At 70.8% G+C, this 17,779-nt stretch carries 13 protein-coding genes, 2 tRNA genes and 1 pseudogene; 12 read left to right on the top strand and 4 right to left on the bottom strand.

Annotation, left to right across the window (positions count from 1 at the left end):
• Nucleotides 1-66 precede the first annotated feature (66 nt).
• Entirely contained in the window at nt 67-3,900 is a 3,834-nt protein-coding gene (gene metH / locus MXD59_RS05125) for a methionine synthase (RefSeq protein WP_248823633.1), read from the bottom strand.
• Nucleotides 3,901-4,194: 294 nt separating this feature from the next.
• Complete coding sequence (locus MXD59_RS05130; protein ID WP_248823634.1) at nt 4,195-4,920, bottom strand: histidine phosphatase family protein; 726 nt, start codon at nt 4,918-4,920, stop codon at nt 4,195-4,197.
• 335 nt (nt 4,921-5,255) lie between these two features.
• On the opposite strand from MXD59_RS05130, the gene MXD59_RS05135 reads away from it, so the two are divergent.
• Both MXD59_RS05135 and MXD59_RS05140 read left to right on the top strand, forming a co-directional pair.
• Nucleotides 5,256-5,330: transfer RNA gene (locus MXD59_RS05135), tRNA-Asp, on the top strand.
• A 52-nt stretch (nt 5,331-5,382) separates the two neighbouring features.
• Nucleotides 5,383-5,459, top strand: a tRNA-Phe gene (locus MXD59_RS05140).
• 151 nt (nt 5,460-5,610) lie between these two features.
• On the opposite strand, the gene MXD59_RS05145 is transcribed toward MXD59_RS05140, so the two are convergent.
• Nucleotides 5,611-6,030 (bottom strand): hypothetical protein, encoded by a 420-nt coding sequence (locus MXD59_RS05145; protein WP_248814111.1) that lies wholly within the window; start codon nt 6,028-6,030, stop codon nt 5,611-5,613.
• Between the two features lie 255 nt (nt 6,031-6,285).
• On the opposite strand from MXD59_RS05145, the pseudogene MXD59_RS27250 reads away from it, so the two are divergent.
• Both MXD59_RS27250 and MXD59_RS05155 read left to right on the top strand, forming a co-directional pair.
• A pseudogene (locus tag MXD59_RS27250) lies at nt 6,286-6,531 on the top strand (NAD(P)H-binding protein); the annotation flags it as partial.
• 643 nt (nt 6,532-7,174) lie between these two features.
• Nucleotides 7,175-8,305, top strand: a complete 1,131-nt coding sequence (locus tag MXD59_RS05155; protein ID WP_248823636.1) for an RNA-guided endonuclease TnpB family protein — start codon at nt 7,175-7,177, stop codon at nt 8,303-8,305.
• Between the two features lie 63 nt (nt 8,306-8,368).
• Here MXD59_RS05155 and MXD59_RS05160 read toward each other — a convergent pair whose 3' ends face one another.
• On the bottom strand, nt 8,369-8,704 hold the full coding sequence (locus tag MXD59_RS05160) for a hypothetical protein (RefSeq protein ID WP_248823637.1): 336 nt from the start codon (nt 8,702-8,704) through the stop codon (nt 8,369-8,371).
• A gap of 222 nt (nt 8,705-8,926) precedes the next feature.
• On the opposite strand from MXD59_RS05160, the gene MXD59_RS05165 reads away from it, so the two are divergent.
• The 8 genes from MXD59_RS05165 (at nt 8,927) to MXD59_RS05200 (ending at nt 17,722) form a co-directional block, all read left to right on the top strand.
• Nucleotides 8,927-9,073, top strand: coding sequence for a hypothetical protein (locus MXD59_RS05165; protein WP_248811120.1), 147 nt, complete (start codon nt 8,927-8,929; stop codon nt 9,071-9,073).
• Between the two features lie 270 nt (nt 9,074-9,343).
• Entirely contained in the window at nt 9,344-10,171 is an 828-nt protein-coding gene (locus MXD59_RS05170) for a phytanoyl-CoA dioxygenase family protein (RefSeq protein WP_248811121.1), read from the top strand.
• A complete protein-coding gene (locus MXD59_RS05175; protein ID WP_248823638.1) occupies nt 10,152-11,135 on the top strand; it encodes an iron-containing redox enzyme family protein in 984 nt (327 codons plus the stop codon). The genes MXD59_RS05170 and MXD59_RS05175 overlap by 20 nt, the downstream gene beginning before the upstream one ends.
• A 16-nt stretch (nt 11,136-11,151) precedes the next feature.
• Entirely contained in the window at nt 11,152-12,420 is a 1,269-nt protein-coding gene (locus tag MXD59_RS05180; protein ID WP_248823639.1) for a class I SAM-dependent methyltransferase, read from the top strand.
• Entirely contained in the window at nt 12,417-14,165 is a 1,749-nt protein-coding gene (locus tag MXD59_RS05185) for a carbamoyltransferase family protein (protein WP_248823640.1), read from the top strand. Before MXD59_RS05180 ends, MXD59_RS05185 begins: the two co-directional genes overlap by 4 nt.
• Nucleotides 14,162-15,238, top strand: coding sequence for an aldo/keto reductase (locus tag MXD59_RS05190; RefSeq protein WP_248823641.1), 1,077 nt, complete (start codon nt 14,162-14,164; stop codon nt 15,236-15,238). The genes MXD59_RS05185 and MXD59_RS05190 overlap by 4 nt, the downstream gene beginning before the upstream one ends.
• 47 nt (nt 15,239-15,285) lie before the next feature.
• Complete coding sequence (locus MXD59_RS05195) at nt 15,286-16,524, top strand: aminotransferase class I/II-fold pyridoxal phosphate-dependent enzyme (protein WP_248823642.1); 1,239 nt, start codon at nt 15,286-15,288, stop codon at nt 16,522-16,524.
• Nucleotides 16,505-17,722: a cytochrome P450 gene (locus MXD59_RS05200; RefSeq protein WP_248823643.1), complete on the top strand. Its 1,218-nt coding sequence runs from the start codon at nt 16,505-16,507 to the stop codon at nt 17,720-17,722. Before MXD59_RS05195 ends, MXD59_RS05200 begins: the two co-directional genes overlap by 20 nt.
• The last annotated feature ends 57 nt before the right edge of the window (nt 17,723-17,779 follow it).

The raw sequence follows: 17,779 nt of genomic DNA on the forward strand, positions 1-17,779 counted from the left end.
GGAATACCCGCTACCTCACGTGATCATCCGGTTCGTCTGCGGCGATGGCGGAATCGCGGGGTGAGGTCAGTCGGGGTCGTAGGCGAGGTTGGGGCGCAGCCAACGCTCGGTCTCGGCGATGTCAAGGCCGCGGCGGCGAGCGTAGTCCGCGATCTGGTCGCGGCCGAGGCGTCCGACGGTGAAGTACGTCGAGGCGGGGTTCGCGAAGATCAGACCACTGACGGCGGATGCGGGGGTCATCGCGAACGACTCGGTGAGGGCCAGACCGGCGGAACCGGCGTCGAGCAGGTCGAACAGCCCCTGCTTCTCGCTGTGGTCGGGGCTCGCCGGGTAGCCGAAGGCCGGGCGGATGCCGCGGAACCGCTCGGCGTGCAGATCCTCGATGTCGGGTTCGACGTCGGGCTCGAACCACTCGCGGCGGGCGGCCAGATGGACGTGCTCGGCGAAGGCCTCGGCGAGGCGGTCCGCGAGCGCCTTCACCATGATCGAACGGTAGTCGTCCTGCTCGGCCTCGAACTGGGCGGCGAGGACGTCCGCGCCGTGGATGGCGACCGCGAAGGCACCGAGATGATCGCCGGAGCCGGCCGGGGCCACGTAGTCGGCGAGGCTGCGGTTGGGCCGTCCGGTGGGCTTCCTGGTCTGCTGGCGCAGCATCGGGAACCGTATCTGACCTGCGGCATCGACACCGGCGGCACCGGCGGCCTCGACGTCGAGGATGATGTCGTCGCCGTCGGAGTGGGCGGGCCAGAAGCCGTAGACGCCCCGCGCGGTCAGGCTGCCGTCCTTGATGATGCGGTCGAGCAGGACGTTCGCCTCGTCGAACAGGTCGCGGGCGACCGGCTGCTTCAGGATCGCCGGGTACTTGCCCTTGAGTTCCCAGGCGAGGAAGAAGAACTGCCAGTCGATCAGCTCACGCAGGGTGGCGAGTTCCGGGGTGACCGTGCGCAGGCCGGTGAAGGCGGGGACGGGCAGGCCGGTGAAGTCGATCCGCTCCCGGTTGTCGCGGGCCTGGTCGAAGGTGAGCAGCGGCTGCGAGCGGCGGTTCTCGTGCTGCTCGCGCAGCCGGGCCTGCTCGTCGCGGTTGGCCTCGTCGAGGGTGATGGCGCGCTCGGAGTCGAGCAGGTCGGAGACCACCCCGACGACCCGGGACGCGTCCAGGACGTGCACCGTGGTGGCCTCGTAGGCAGGGGCGATGCGCACGGCGGTGTGCTGGCGTGAGGTGGTGGCGCCGCCGATGAGCAGGGGGAGGCGCAGGCCACGACGCTGCATCTCGGCGGCGACGGCGACCATTTCGTCGAGCGACGGGGTGATCAGGCCGGACAGGCCGATCGCGTCGGCGTTCTCGGCGACGGCGGTGTCCAGGATGACCTTGGCGGGGACCATCACGCCGAGGTCGATGACCTCGTAGTTGTTGCAGCCCAGCACCACGCCGACGATGTTCTTGCCGATGTCGTGCACGTCGCCCTTGACGGTCGCCATCACGATCCTGCCGTTGCCCTGGCGGGTGCGCGTCGGCGTGTCGGCGGCGGCGACCTCGCCCCGGGCCTCGGCGGCCTCGGCGGCGGCCGCGGCCTCGGCGGCGAGCTGCGCTTTCTCCGCCTCCATGAACGGTTCCAGGTAGGCGACGGAGCGCTTCATCACCCGGGCGCTCTTGACGACCTGCGGGAGGAACATCTTCCCCGAGCCGAACAGGTCACCGACGATCTTCATGCCGTCCATCAGCGGGCCCTCGATGACATCGAGGGGACGGGCGGCGCTGGCGCGGGCCTCCTCGGTGTCGACCTCGATGAAGTCGACGATGCCCTGGACCAGAGCGTGCGAGAGGCGCGCCGCGACCGGCGCCTCACGCCAGGACAGGTCGACGACTCGCTGGGTGCCCTTGCCACTGACCGTCGCCGCGTACGAGACGAGCCGGTCGGTGGCGTCCTCGCGCCGGTCGAACAGCACGTCCTCGACGAGTTCGAGCAGTTCGGCGGGGATGTTCTCGTAGACGGCGAGCTGGCCCGCGTTGACGATGCCCATGTCGAGCCCGGCCCGGACCGCGTGCAGCAGGAACGCCGAGTGCATCGCCTCGCGGACGATGTCGTTGCCGCGGAAGGAGAACGACAGGTTCGAGATGCCGCCGGAGATCCGCACCCCCGGGCAGCGCTGCTTGATCAGCGGCAGGGCGTCGATGAACGCCTTGGCGTAGCCGTTGTGCTCGGCGATGCCGGTGGCCACGGCCAGCACGTTCGGGTCGAAGATGATGTCCTGCGGGGGGAAGCCGGCCCGCTCGGTGAGCAGGTCGTACGCGCGACCACAGATCGAGACCTTGCGCTCGGTGGTGTCGGCCTGGCCCTGTTCGTCGAAGGCCATGACGACGGCGCCGGCGCCGAAGTCGCGGATGCGCCGGGCATGCTCGAGGAAGACCTCCTCGCCTTCCTTCAGGCTGATCGAGTTGACCACGCCCTTGCCCTGCACGCAGCGCAGCCCCGCCTCCAGCACGCTCCAGCGCGAGCTGTCGATCATGATGGGCAGTCGGGCGGCCTCGGGCTCGGTGGCCAGCAGGTTCAGGAACGTCGTCATGGCCTGCTCGCTGTCGAGCAGGTCGGCGTCCATGTTGACGTCGAGCAGGTTCGCCCCGCCCCGCACCTGCTCGAGCGCGACGTCGATGGCCGCCTGGTAGTTGTCGCTCTCGACGAGCCGGCGGAACTTCGCCGAACCGGTGACGTTCGTCCGCTCACCGATCATGACGAACCCGGTGTCCGCGCCGATCTCGAACGTCTCCAGGCCGCTGAACCGCGTGTGCGGATCGGCGGCGGGGACCTCGCGCGGCGCCGCGGCGCGCACCGCGCTGGCGATCCTGGCGATGTGCGCCGGGGTCGTCCCGCAGCAGCCGCCGACAATGTTGACCATGCCCTCGGCGGCGAACTCGCCGATCAGACGCCCCGCTTCCTCGGGGGTCTGGTCGTAGCCGCCGAAGGCGTTGGGCAGGCCCGCGTTCGGATGGCAGGCCGTGTAGGTGCCGGCGATCCGCGACAGCGCTTCGACGTGCGGGCGCATCTCGTCCGCGCCCAGCGAGCAGTTCACGCCCACGACCAGCGGGTTCGCATGGGCGATGGAGTTCCAGAACGCCTCGACCGTCTGCCCCGACAGCGTCCGTCCGGACAGGTCGACGATCGTCACCGAGATCCACAGCGGCAGCTGCGGCGCAGCCTCGCGGGCCGCGGCGATCGCGGCCTTCGCGTTCAACGTGTCGAAGATCGTCTCGATCAGCAGCAGATCCACCCCGCCCTCGGCGAGGGCACTGATCTGCTCCGCGTACGACGCCTTGACCTGCTCGAACGTCACCGCCCGGTAGGCCGGGTCGGTCACCCGCGGCGACAGCGACAACGTCACGTTCAGCGGCCCGATCGACCCGGCGACGAACCGCCCACCGGCCTCGTCCGCCGCCTGCCGGGCGAGCCGCGCCCCGGCGATGTTCATCTCCCGCACCAGCGACTCCAGGCCGTAGTCGGCCTGGCCGATGCTCGTCGCGGTGAACGTGTTCGTGGTGGTGATGTCGGCGCCGGCGGCGAGATACTGCCGATGGACGTCGAGGATCACGTCCGGCCTGGTCAGGTTCAGCAGGTCCGGGTCGCCGGCCACATCCTTGGGATGGTCCTTCAGCGACTCGAGCTGGTAGTCCGCCGGCGTGAGCCCCGCGTTCTGCAGCATGGTGCCCCACGCACCGTCGAGCACGACCACCCGCTGCCCCAGCAGCTCCCGCAGCCGTGCCTCACTGTCGGTGGCCGGCGTCACGTTCGTCTGGTCGGCGCCGTCGTGGCCACGCTGCGCCGGCGCGCTGGCGCTGCCGCTGCTCCGCGCTGCCACCTGCCCCGTGGTCTCGGCCTCTTCGTGGACGGACGTGGAACCGGCCATGCGACACCTCCCTGTCGTGGGAGGCGCCCTTCCGAGTGCTACGGGCCGAGCGTGGCGGACCTGGGCCCGTTGCAGCGCCTCTCGACCTGAGGGTAACGATACCCCGCCCAGTTGATCATCCTGGCCCACCTCATGCCCCCGCGTCCCGCATCGCGACCGGTTCCGCGGAACCGCCGTGGACGCGACGGACAGTGGACGGACGGACCTGACGGTTGACCAGCCAGCGGTGGTGGACTGGTCCGTGCTGGCCAGGTTGGTCCGTGCTGGCCAGGTTGGTCCGTGCTGGCCATTTGGTCAGCGCTGGTGGTCGGCGCGGGCGCTGGACAGGTGGGTGACGGTGTTGAACTCGGCGAGGGTGAGCCGTCCGTCATGGCGGGTGAAACGGGTGATGCCCGCGTTGCGAATGCCGCCGGCGGCGCTGATGCGGTCGAGGTCGTCGAAGGAGAGACCCTCGATGATCTGGCGCAGCACGACGACCACCGCGTCGTGGGCGACGATCAGGACACGCCTGCGGGGATGGTCGGCGTGCAGATCCGCGAGCAGGGAACTCAGCCGGGCCGCGACATCGGGGAAGTTCTCCCCGCCGCCGGGCGGCCGGTACAACCAGGTGCCCTCGGCGCGCCACTGGGCGGCCTGCGCCGGGAACCTCGCCTCGATCGCGAGCCCGGTGGTCATCTCCCAGTCGCCGAGCAGCCGATCGACCAGGCGGTCGTCGAACCTCGGCGTGGGCAGCAGTACCCCGTCACGCTCCGCGGCGTCGGCGGCGATCTCGTATGTGCGCCGCGCTCGCAGGTAAGGCGAACAGAGGACGACATCAGGTGGGCGGATGGCGGGAGGCTCCGCGGCGAACGCACGGCCGAGGGCCGAGGCCTGGGCCCGCCCGAGCGCGGTGAGCGGCACGTCGGCGTCCCGGCTGGTGATGCCCGTCTCCAACCGGCCGGCCGCCTGGGCCGCCGGGAAGACGACGTTGGACAGGCTCTGCCCGTGACGCACCGCTGTCAGCTCCGCGATCAGGACCATCACCCCACTGTGTCCCGATCCCGCGAGATGTCCCGATCCCGCGAGATGTCCCGGTTTTCCTGAGAGGAGGATGCCACGGATGGCGACGTAGCGCTGCCAAATCGCGACACAGTGAGACCGATCGGGCGGAGGTCGCTCTCGTTCGCCGTGGTGTGGCCTGGTGGCGGGTGTCGGGTGGTTGGCCACGGCGAGCGTTGGGCAAGATTCCCTCGAGGTCATCGGCTCCGCGCGTGCCGGCATCGTGTAGCATGACCTCCAGATCCTGGCGAGGTGCACCACGAAGCCCCGTTCATGGTCAGTTTTACGGTCAACATGTGAATAGTGCGATCATGCTTGGTCCCGTGGTGAAGTCTGGAGTTCACGCCGCCCTGTCAAGGCGGAGGTCGCGGGTTCGAATCCCGTCGGGACCGCGTTCGTATGGTCGGAGCAGGTAGTCCGACCGCACGGCACACGGTACGTTTGGGGCAGGTAGCTCAGTCGGTACGAGCGTCCGCCTGAAAAGTGGAAGGTCGGCGGTTCGACCCCGCCCCTGCCCACCACATAAGCAAGCAGGACAGAAGCCACCGGCGGAGCCGGTGGCTTCTTTGGTCTCAGTCTTGGTCTCAGTTGTCCTTGGCTACCCCGTCGGGGCTAGGCGCCGGTCGCCCATCGTCCGCGGCCGACGTCTGCCAGAGCAGGCCGCCGGTCATGTCACGCCCTCTGAAGCGCGCCGCCGGTGATGAACACACCCCGTTTACGGAACGACAGCGGGGACTCGACCAGCGCCCGAGGATGGAGGCCCCTCAGCGTGGTGACGAACCACCACGGCACCGCCTCGAGCTCCGGGTCGCGCACCCAGGCGGGAGGCTGCCAGCCGTCTCGACGGGCCAAGTGCTCTCCCAGCGCGGCAAGCGCCGCGTCCACCCGGCGGTCGCCGGACAGCCGTGGGCGGTCCGACCACATTGCACTCGCCGCAGCGAGGCCCTGATGCCGCAGCACGCTGGTGTAGTCGTCGAGCATCTGTACAACGGCGTGCCGCCAGATGTCCTGCAGGCGGAACTCGGCCGCGACCATGCCAGCCGCGACGGCTGCGGCATCGTCAACCGTTCGGAAGGCGCGCAACGAGTCCACATCACTACAGTACGCCGCTGATCATGGCGTCTGCCTCGCTGAGTGGAGTCCGCTGAGACGTGGCGTACGCCTGCAGGAGCTTTTCGAAGCCGGTGGGGACGAGCTGCCCGATCTGACCCCCTGCCCGTCACACCGATGCTCACTATCACCAGACTCGTGGATATTGACTCAACGTCACCATCAGGTGTCCCAGTGGATCTGGCCGGCGCACCCGTGGATCTGGGTCGGTTCGCCGCTGACGGGGCGGTCCGGCTGATGGCCGGGCGGACAGTCGTCTTCGGCGCGACCGGCTACACCGGTGAGCTGGTGGCCCGAGCACTTGTGGGTCGGGGGCATCGGCCCGTGCTGGCCGCCAGGTCGGGTGAGCGTCTTGAACGTCTCGCCGGGGAACTGGGTGGTCTGCCGACCGAGATCGCCGACGTCACGCGGCCGGAGTCCGTTCGGGCGCTGGTGGAACGCGGCGATGTGCTCGTCTCGACGGTCGGCCCGTTTCTGCGTTGGGGTATTCCGGCGATCGAGGCGGCGGTGGACGCCGGGGCGCATTATCTCGACTCGACCGGCGAACCGGATTTCATCCGTCGGGCATTCGAACAGTACGGCCCGTCGGCGCGGCGAAACGGTTCCGCTCTGCTCACCGCCTTCGGTTTCGACTGGGTACCCGGTAACCTCGCGGCGGCGCTGGCGCTGGCGCTGGCCGAGGCCGGACCGGAAGCGGTACGGGTCGAGGTCGGATACCTGTCGTTGGGCGGGGCGGGCCGCAGCGGAGGCACGCGGGCCAGCTCGGTGGACGCCCTGCTGGCGCCGTCGTTCGCCTTCCGGGGCGGCCGGCTGAAGGCGGAACGTGGCGGTGCGCGGGCCCGCCAGGTCGATTTCGGGTCGGGGCAGCCGCGGTGGGCGCTCAGCATCGGTGGCTCGGAGCACTTTGCTCTGCCGGCGCTTCATCCGACCCTGCGTGACGTGGACGTGCTTCTCGTGGCGGCCGATCCGAAGGTCACCCGGGCGCTGCCCGCGCTCTCGGTCGTCCTGTCCACCGTGACCGGGAAACGTAGCGCGCGGGCCCCGTCCTTCAGGGCGGGGCCCGCGCGTCAACTCGGCTGCGAGAATGATCGGGGAATCGTGTATTCTGTCGGGTGTGGGAAGTCGGGTGGTGAAGCGGGCGTACCGCTACCGTTTCTACCCGACTCCCGACCAGAGGGAGAACCTCGCGAAAACGTTCGGCTGTGTCCGCTACGTCTACAACCGGGCGCTTGCCGAACGGCACCGGGCGTGGTCCCAGGAACAGCGGCGGATCAGCCATGCGGAAACCGATCTGATGCTCACCGGGTGGAAACGGGACCCGGACACTCTGTGGTTGGCCGAGCCGTCGAAAGGCCCGCTACAGGCCGCGCTGCGGAATCTCCAAACCGCCTACGTGAACTTTTGGGGAAAACGGGCCGGCTACCCGATGTTCAAGCGGAAGGGGAAGACGAACGATGCGGCGACCTACTTCCGGAACTGTTTCACGTTCCGGGACGGGCGGCTGAGGCTGGCGAAGCAGGCCGCGCCGCTGCGGATCGTCTGGTCCCGTCCGCTCCCGGAAGGCGCGGTGCCGTCGCGGGTGACGGTGTCCCGCAACAGCCGGGGCCAGTATCACGTGTCGATCCTGGTGGACTGCCCGACCGAGGCGCTGCCGGCGGCGGGCGGGCAGGTCGGGGTGGACGTGGGCATCACGTCGCTGGTCACGCTGTCCACCGGGGAGAAGATTGCCAACCCGCGGCACGAGCGGACCGACCGGGCCCGGCTGGTCCGGGCGCAGCGGGAGCTGTCCCGGAAGAAGAAGGGCTCCGCGAACCGGGCGAAGGCCCGGCTGAAGGTCGCGAGGATCCACGGTCGGATCGCCGACCGGCGGCGGGATCATCTGCACAAGCTGTCGACTCGACTCGTTCGCGAAAACCAGACGATCGTCGTCGAGGATCTCACCGTACGGAACATGGTCCGCAACCACAGTCTTGCCCGTGCGATTTCGGATGCGGGCTGGCGGGATCTGCGGACCATGCTGGAATACAAGGCCGGCTGGTACGGACGCGACGTGGTCGCGGTGGACCGCTGGTATCCCAGCTCGAAGACCTGCTCGTCCTGCGGGGCGCTGGTCGAGAAGCTGCCGTTGAACATTCGGGAATGGGTCTGCGCTTGTGGTGTGGTCCACGACCGGGATGTGAACGCGGCACGGAATGTTCTCGCGGCGGGGCTCGCCGTGATCGCCTGCGGAGACGGAGTGAGACCACCCCACTCCTAGAGTGGGGAGGCGTCTGTCAGTGAAACAGGAAAACCTGCCCGCGAGGGTGGGAATCCCCGGTATTCAGGCCGGGGAGGATGTCAAGGCGTCACCCCACAGCGTCCAGCAGCCGGTGGCGGCAGCGGTGTTGGCGACGGCGCGGACCTCGAGGTCGATCTCCGGCTGGCCGGTGTGCCGCTTCATCGCGGCCCTCGCCTGGGTGCGGTAGTAGTTCTCGACCGCGTTCCAGGCGGCGATCGGCGGCCGGAGCTGGGCGAGCTCCTTGGCGGTGAGCATGCCGATCGCGGCGCCGGCCGGGGTGGGCGGTTGGGTCCCGAGCTTCGCCGCGAACCCGTCCAGCTGCCCGACAAGCTGGTCGAGGCTCTTGCCGCTGGCCTTTTGCAGGGCCGTCCGGCCCACCTTCCGGTCTTCCTGCCATGATTCGGCAAAACTCTGGAAATACTTCGGGGGAGATGTTATGGCGGGTCTCGGTGGGCTGTGTTCGCAGCGCGGAAGGGGGGGTTCCCTATCGGGAACATGGTCAGAAATCGGGCATCCGCTGACGTTGGTGGAATCGGGTGGTTGACGGACGTGCCGCAACTAAAGATGCTGATCACACATTCCGATCAGGGAGGCGATCGCATGGCGAACGAGCAGGCGGGTTTTGACGGGGTTGCCGTCGACGAAATCATTGTTCCGGGAGCCGAGGACCTGTGGTCCGACGTCGAGGAAGAGGAGATCGTCGGCATCGCCAGGACCTGTGCCTACGACCCCCTCACCAGGCTCTAGGCCGCATTCTGGCGGACGGGCCCCGCGCTCGGACCAGCCGACCGGACACGCCGGGCCCGAACCGGGGCGGCGTGTCCGGACCTCGTGCGTCACATGATGAGCGTCCGTTGTTTCCGCGGTCCGGCGTGGCAGGGCAGCCAGCGGAGGAACGGCCGGGGGTGGGCGCTCGGAACTGACGGGTGGCACGGGCAGGCGGACAGGTGGATATCGGCGACAGCGGTGGATGCGGGAGGCCTCTTGACCACCAGACTGACCACCAGAGTGTCCCGGGTGGGTCCGGCGTCAGCGGTCTGGGCCGACCAGGCCGCGATCCGCACGCAGGGTCCCGCCGCGTACTTCGCACGCACCGGCCTGCTTGTCCTGCCGGGGCTGCTCTCGCCGACGCAGGTCGAGCGATGCTCCACCGAGATCGACCGGGTCGTCGCGGACCTGAGTCCGATGCCGAACGTCCGGGTCATCGGCAAACGGAGCCCGCGGGATCCGTCCTACGACCTTGAGGATCTGCCGGACGCGACCGGCCGCACACCCGTCCGCAAGATCACTGGCTTCGGTCAGCTCTCCGACGTCCTGTTCCACTCCCTGGTGGCACAGCCGGCCCTGCTCGCGGCGCTGCACCTGGTGCTCGGCCGGCGCATCGAGCTCTACCGCGATGCCCTCATGCTCAAGTCCGCGCAGGTGGGGCAGGAGAAACCCTGGCATCAGGACGCGGTCTACTGGCCGTTTCGACCGATGCGGCTGGTCAGTGCAATGATCGCCATCGACCGGGCGGCGCCGGAGAACGGCTGCCTGCAGGTCGTGCCCGGCTCGCACCACCAGGTCGCCGAGCATCACAAGGTCGACTGGGAGCTTCAGGTCGACCCGGCCGGGCGGGAACGCGACGCCGTCTACGTCCCGCTGGAGCCGGGGGACTGTCTGATCTTCCACAGCCTGCTGCTGCACGCATCCGAACACAACACCTCAACCCTGCGCCGCCGGGTCTCCATCACCAGTTACAGCCCGGGTGACCTGCGGATTCTTGATCCGACCCTGGCACCACCCGAGCTGCTGAGCAGCCGTCCCGACCGCGAGCAGGAGAGCGATGCAGATACCGAAGTCTGACGAACTGTTGCTGTCGGGTACGGCCGCGCCGGAACCGAACGTGGCGGTCGACCTGGCCGGGGACGCCGTCGACCGGATCGACGTCGGCTGGTGCGAGTTCCGCTTCACCGGCCGCACCGCGTTGCGCACCGCCCGGATCCTCGAGCTGTGCGACGGGGAGACGACCATCGAGGAGATCGCCCGGCGGCTGGCGGCGCCCGAGGCGACCGTCGGCGCCACCGTCACCGCGCTCTACACCCGTGGCATCCTGCGTGACACCCGTCGGGCGCAGGTGCCGGCCGGGCTGTTCGCCGAGCATGCCGTCGCCCGCGGCCGGACCCTGCGCACCGCGATGAGCAGCGAGGTCGAGCTGCTCGGCGCGCCGCCGCACCGCCGGTTCCTGCTCGGCACCCTGGTCGAGACCTACCATTTCGTCGCGTCCGCACCGGTGCACCTCGGTGCTGCCGTCGCCCACGTCGCCGACGCGCAGGTGCGCGAGGCGCTCGTCCGGCTGTTCAACGACGAGGCGGACCACGGTCGGATGCTGCGCGCCGGTCTGGTCGCCGCGGGCCTGACCGAGGAGACGATCGAGTGCAGCGCCCCGCTGCCCGCCACCCGCAGCGTCATCAACTTCCTGCGCACGCTCGCGGCCACCGATCTGCTTTCCTACGCGGTCTGCGCGGCCGTCAACGAAAGCCCGAAGACCGACACCGCGATCAAGAAGGGCTGGGACGAGCTGATCGCACTCGATCTGCTGCCCGCCGAGGCGCTGCTGCCGTTTCGCGGTCACGAACTGGAGGACGAGGAATCCGGCCACACCGCGATCGCGCAGGCCGTCTTCGCCGAACGGGCGACCCTGTCGGCGGCCGAACAACGCCGGATCTGCGCCGACCTGGAATCCTTCATCGCCGTCCAGCACGGCTGCTATCGGGAGATGAAGGAGTTCTACGGCGCCGAGGCAGGGCCGGTCGCATGGGGCGTGTGATCGCGGGAAGCCGGTGATGGCGGACGCCACGGTCGCTGCCGGCGTCCCGCGGCGGACCAGGCCCGACGCCCCGGCCGACGCCGATGCGGACCTGGCCGGCGAGGCCGGTGCCGAGGTGCTGTACCGGACCAGCCCCCAGGTCGCCGTCGTCGGCTTCGGCGGGTCGTACACGGTGCTGCGGGCCACGGATGTGCACACGGCCGTCGTGCTGCGTTCCCCGTCGAGCGCGACCCTGGATCTGCTCACCTACTTTCGCCAGCCTCGCAGCCTCCGCTCCTGGCTCGCGCGCTGGGCACCCGAACGTCGGCCGGCCGCGTCCGCCTCGCTGCGCCACGCCGTCGACCGTGGCCTGCTCACCGCGGATGGCAGCGCGGAGGGGGCGGGTGGGAACCTCGGGCCGGCGACCGACGACGTGCTGGCGGGGCTGCTGGCCGAAGTGGTGCGCCTGCGCGCTCGGCTCGCCGCCCGTCCGGTGGACACCGACGCCGCTGCGCCGCGGGCCGTGGACACCGGGCCGGCGACCCGGTCGGCAACGGTCCTGCCGGTCCCGCCGGCACCGGCGTTGCTGGTGCCGACGCTGTATTTCCTGGTCCGGGACGCCGCTGACCGGCTGGCCGCGGCCGAGTGCCAGCGGACGACGAGGCAGGCCGCAGCGCTCACCGGCACGGGTGCGGCGGGTGCGGCGGGTGCGGCGCTTCGGCTGCATCTGGGCTGCGGGGAGCACCGGCTGCCGGGCTGGGTGAACGTCGACCTCTACCACGAGGCGGCGGACCTGCGGGCGGATGTGCGGCTGGGGCTGCCCTTCGACGACGGCGCGGCCGGCGCGATCTACCTGGCCCATCTGCTGGAGCATCTCGAGTATCCCGTCGAGGCGCTCGACGTGCTGCGGGAATGCCGCCGGGTGCTGGGCGACGGCGGACTGCTGCGCGTGGTGGTGCCGGACATCCGGTCGTTTCTCGTCGCCTACGTCGACAACGACGCGGAGTTCTTCCGCCGCTTCGAGCAGCACTGGGAACGGGCTCCGGCACCGACGCTGCTGGCATCCTTTCTGCACTATGCGGGGGCGGGGGAGTTCCCGTGGGTCGCCGACCGCCACCGGTTCGGCTACGACGAACCGACGCTGACCGACCTGCTGCACACGGCCGGTTTCACCGCGGTACGCCGGTGCACGGCCGGGGACAGCCCGATCGCCGACCCGGCGCTCGACTACTCCTGGGCGAACGAGCTCACCGTCTCCGACCGCCCCCTCTCCCTGATCATGGAAGCGGAGGTGGCGCGGCGGTGAGCAGCGCGCAGCCGTACATCGTCGGTTTCTCCGACTCGGTGCACGACCGGTCGGCCTGTCTGTTCCGCGGCACCACGCCGCTGGTCGGGATCGAGGAGGAACGGCTCACCCGGCAGCGGTACGCACTCGACTTCGCCGGCCGCGACCGCTGGGACGCCGCCGTCTACCGCGAGCTGGACCTGGTCGGCGGCACCGCAGGGTTCCACGACGCCCGGATGCGCCGTCTCACCGACTACTGCCTGGCCGCCGCGGGCATCGACGAGTCGCAGGTGTCGCTGTGGATCGGCAGTTCGCTGCACACCGCGTTCCCGTTCGCCGACCGCGCCGTCTACCTCAACCATCATCTCGCCCACGCCGCCTCGGCGTTCTTCGGTTCCGGCGCGACCAGCGCGGCCATTCTGATCATGGACGGCTACGGGGACAGCACGTCCGGCGATGCCTTCGAAACCATGTCGATCTACGCGGGAACCGAGGCGCGCATCGACACCCTGCAGCGTGTCTCCGGCGTCAGGACCGACATTCACATGGCCAACTCCGCCGGCATCTTCTACCGGATCGCCACCCTGCTGTCCGGGTTCAGCGTCGTCGACGAGGGCAAGGCGATGGGCCTCGCCGGGCACGGCGAGCCGCGCTACCAGAAACACATTCTCGAACACATCAGTTTCGGTGCGGACGAGGTGGAGATCGACAACGACCGGATCTGGCGGGCGATGCAGCCCTACCGGTCGACGGAGCTTGCCGACCGCGCCGACATGGCGGCGAGTTTCCAGGCGGTCCTGGAACAGATCGGCGTGTTCTACGCCCGCCGGGCCCGGGAGCTCACCGGCAGCGACACGCTGTGCATGGCCGGCGGGGTCGCGTTGAACTGTGTCGCCAACCAGAAGATTCTCGAGCAGGCCGGATTCTCCCGGGTCTGGGTTTTCCCCGCCGCCGCCGACAACGGGATCGCGATGGGCGCCGCCTACTACGGGGCGCACGTCCTGCACCGTGGCGGGCCCGCGTCCGGTCTGGCAACCCCGTGTCTGGGCCGCGGCTACCCGCGTGAGCAGGTGCTCGCGGCACTCGAGGAGATCACCGGGCTCGCCGCCGTCGAGGAGATCGGGCTGCGGGCGTGTGCCGAACGGGCCGCGCGGCGGATCGCGGCCGGTGAGCTCGTCGCCTGGTTCCAGGACGGCTCCGAGATCGGCCCCCGGGCGCTCGGGCACCGCAGTCTGCTCGGTGATCCGCGCACCGTCGACATGCGGGAGCGGATCAACGCCGCGGTGAAGTCACGGGAGGCGTTCCGTCCCCTCGCGCCGCTGGTGCTCGAGGAGGAGGCCGGTGACTGGTTCGACTGCGCCCGCTCGCCGTACATGCTGTTCACCCCCGATGTCCGCCCGCGTACCGCGCAGCTCGCCCCGGCGATCGTGCACGCCGACGGCACGGCCCGGGTCCAGACCCTCGCCGAGGCCGACAATCCGGCGCTGCACCTGCTGCTGCGCGAGTTCCGCCGGCACACCGGCCTGCCGCTGGTCATCAACACCTCGTTCAACCTGCGCGGCGAGCCGATCGTCGAAACCCCGCTGGACGCGGTGCGGGCCTTCGCGGAGGCTCCCATCCCCGTCCTGTGCATCGACGGCTTCTGGGTCACCAAGGCCGAGGGCGTCAGGTCCGAGGGCGTCAGGTCCGAGGGCGCCAGGTCCGATGGCGCCAGGTCCACTGCGGGCGGGCCGGACGATCCCGGGCCGCTCGGCAGGGCCGGGTGATCGGGCGGCGGGCGGTCGGACGTTCGGGGCTGCGGTTCAGCGCACTGAGCCTCGGCGGGATGACCCTCGGACACAACGCGGCGTTCGGCGCGATCGGCGCGGACGCCACCGAGGCGGCCCGGATCGTCGCCCGTGCCCTCGATGCCGGGATCGACACCTTCGACACCGCCAACGTCTACGGCGAGAGCGAGCACCTGCTCGGCCGGCTGCTCGCGTCCCGCCGCGACGACGTGGTGCTGTGCACCAAGGTCCGCTTCCCGACCGCCGTCCCCGACAGCGGTGCCGGTGGCGCTGGTGGCGCTGGTGATGGCAGTGGGGGTGGGGCTGCCGGTGGTGGGCCACCACCGGCCAGCAGCTACGGGCTGTCCCGCGGCGCGGTGCTGCGGGCGGTTGAGGGTTCGCTGCGCCGGCTCGGTACCGACTACCTCGACGTCCTGTGGCTGCACATGCAGGACCGTTCGGTGCCGATCGCCGAGACACTGGCCACCACCGACACCCTCGTCCGACAGGGGAAGGTCCGCTACGTCGGACTGTCGAACTTCATGGCCTACCGGGTCGCCGAGGCGGTGTGCGTCGCCGGCGCCCGCGGGTACGAGGCGCCGGTCGGCCTGCAACTGCCCTGGTCGGCGGTCGGCCGCGGGGTGGAACGGGAGCTGGTGCCCGCCGCCCGCCACTTCGAGCTCGGTGTCGCCGTCTACAGTCCGCTGGCCCGCGGCCTGCTCAGCGGCAAGTACGAACGCGGTCGCGAACCCGTCGACGGCAGCCGGCTCGCGCTGTGGAAGGAGGAGCTCGCCGGCCACGACACCGACCGCACCTGGGCGGTGCTCGCCGCACTACGCGGCATCGCCGCAGACCACCGGGTGCCGGTGGCCGCGGTCGCGCTCGCCTGGGTGCTGGCCCGGCGTCCGGTCGCGAGTGTCATCGTCGGGGTGCGTACCGCCGAGCAGCTCGAGCAGAACCTGGCCGCGGCCCGGCTGCGGCTGAGCCGGGAGGAGACCGCCCGCATCGACGCCGTCTCCGAACCGGACTGGGACTATCCCGAGTCGTTCATCGGCCGCTTCGAGGCCTGGTGATCCCACGAACGCAGGGTGGGGGTACCGCCGGCCCGCGACCGGGTTCGATGCCGCCACGGACGCCGCGCTACCGCCGCGAGACGCACTCGCTGCTCGCCCGCGAGACCGCCCCCGCCACGGTCGGCCTGTGGCTCGCCGAACTGGACGCCGCCCCGCCACCGTGCGTCGTCGACGCCGTCACCGACTACGTCACCGGCGGTCATCTCGGCTACGGCGACGCGTTCGACCTCGCCACCGACAGCCTGCGCCGCTGGCTCGCCGACCAGCACGACTGGCCCACCGAAGCCCACCGGTTCACCTGGTACTCCGGTGCGGTCCACGCCGTCGCCGTCACCATCCTCGCCCTGACCGACCCCGGGGACGCGGTCGCCGTGCTCACCCCGTCCTACCCGCCGGTGCTGCGGGCGGTGGGCGAACTCGGGCGCCGGCTGGTGCCCTGGCCGCTGCTGGACGAGGACGACGGCCACCGCCACGACCTCGACGCGCTCGATGTTCTGCTCGCCCGGGACACCCCCCGGCTGCTGGTCCTCACCAGCCCGCACAACCCGACCGGGCGGGTGTTCACCGCCGCCGAGCAGCACGCCATGGCCGCCCGCGTGGCCCGCCATCCGAGGGTGGTCGTCCTGTCCGACGAGGTGTTCGCCGATCTGGTCCATCCCGGCCACCGACATCTCTGCTTCGCCCGTGCCGCCCGCGCCGCCGGTGGCGGCGGGCTGGACGCGCGGACGGTCACGGTCCTGTCGGCGTCCAAGGCGTTCAACCTCGCCGGTCTGCGCTGCGCCGCGGTCCACGCCGGTTCGGCGGAGCTCTCCGGCCGGCTCGCCGCCGTGCCCGCGGCGCTCACCGGCACCACGTCCGTCGTCGCCGCGATTGCCAGCGCCGCCGCCTGGGACGGCGGCCACGACTGGCTCGCCGCGACCCGCACACGCCTCACCGCGAACCGCGACCTGCTGTTCGACCATCTGGCCCGGTACGTCCCCGCCCTGACCGGACGTCCGCCGGAGGCCACCTACCTGGCCTGGCTGCGGGCCCACGGTCCGCTCGCCGCCCCGGAGTTCCCGGGCGCGCAGGTCGGGGCCGACGTGCGGTCGAGACTGCTGGCCGCCGGTGTCGACCTCGCCGACGGTGCGCCCTTCGGCGATCGGACGGGACGGCGGGTGCGGCTGTCCTTCGGCTGCCCGCCGGACGTCCTGACCGCGGCTCTCGACCGGCTCACGGTCACCTGCGCCGCCTGGGACGCGGCCCTCGCGCGCGGTGGGAGGTCTGATGCCGGTCCACCCGGTTGACCTGGCCGAGCCGGGCTGGCGCAGCGACCCGTTTCCCGGCTGGGCCCGGCTGCGCGCCGCCGGGCCGCTGCACCGCACCGTCGACGGGGCGTGGCTCGTCGTCGGCCACCGCGAGGTCGACCTGCTGCTGCGCACCGACCGGGTCGGCAAGGACCTGCGTCGCCTGCGCGGTTACGCCGACCTCCGCCCCTACGGCCGTGACGGCCTCGCCGAGCACTACATCGAACAGTGGATGGGCGTGCGCCTGCCCGAGGTCCACGCGGTGTGGCGGTCGCTGGTCGCCCCTGGCTTCACCCGGCGCTCGGTCGCCGGGTTACGCGAGCGGCTCATCCAGACCGCGGACGACCTGCTCGCCGCCGCACCGGCGGCCAAGCCGTCGAGGGTCGGGGGATCCTTCGATCTGATGGCGAGCTTCGCGCGACCGTTTCCGGTCGTGGCGACCGCGCTCGCGCTGGGCCTGACCGACGTCGGCGTCGAACGTCTCGCGGGCTGGTCCCGGGCGATCACCGCCGTCCTGGAGCCGGACGCGGAGCCGGCCGCCCGCCGCGGCGCCGAGACGGCGCTGGCGGACCTTGCCGACTATCTGCGCGTTCAGCTCGACGACCGACGCCGACGGCCCACCGACGACGTCCTCGGCCGGCTCACCGCGGGCAACACCGGGCCGCACGCGCCGTTCGACGACGACCAACTGGTCGCGACAGTCCTGCTGCTGTTCCTGTCCGGCAACGACACCGTCGCCGGCCTGATCGGCAACGGCGTGCTGGCCCTGTCCGCCTTCCCCGACCAGCAGGATCTGCTGCGCGGCCGGCCGGACCTGCTGCCGCTCGCGGTCGAGGAGATCCTGCGTTTCGACGGGCCGGCCTGCATCGCACTACGGGCCGTCTACCAGCCGATCACCATCGCCGGCCACGACCTGGCCGCCGGCGACACCCTGCTGCTCGCCCTCGCCGCGGCCAACCGCGACCCGGACGCCTTCACCGACCCCGACCGGCTGCGCATCGACCGCCGCCCCAACCGCCACCTTGGCTTCGGTGCTGGTCCGCACGCCTGCGTGGGCACCGGCCTCGCCCGCACCGAGGCCGCCCTCGCCCTGAGCGCCCTGCACCGGCACATCCCCCGGACACGGTGCGATCCGGCCACCGTCACCTGGTCCGATGAGCAATACCAGCGCTATCCGCAGACCCTGATCCTCACCTGACCCGGCGATCCGACCTGCGGTCGCTACGGGAGGCCGACGCCGGCTGGCAGACTGCCG

The sequence above is a fragment of the Frankia umida genome, assembly GCF_023242945.1.
Lineage (GTDB): Bacteria > Actinomycetota > Actinomycetes > Frankiales > Frankiaceae > Frankia > Frankia umida.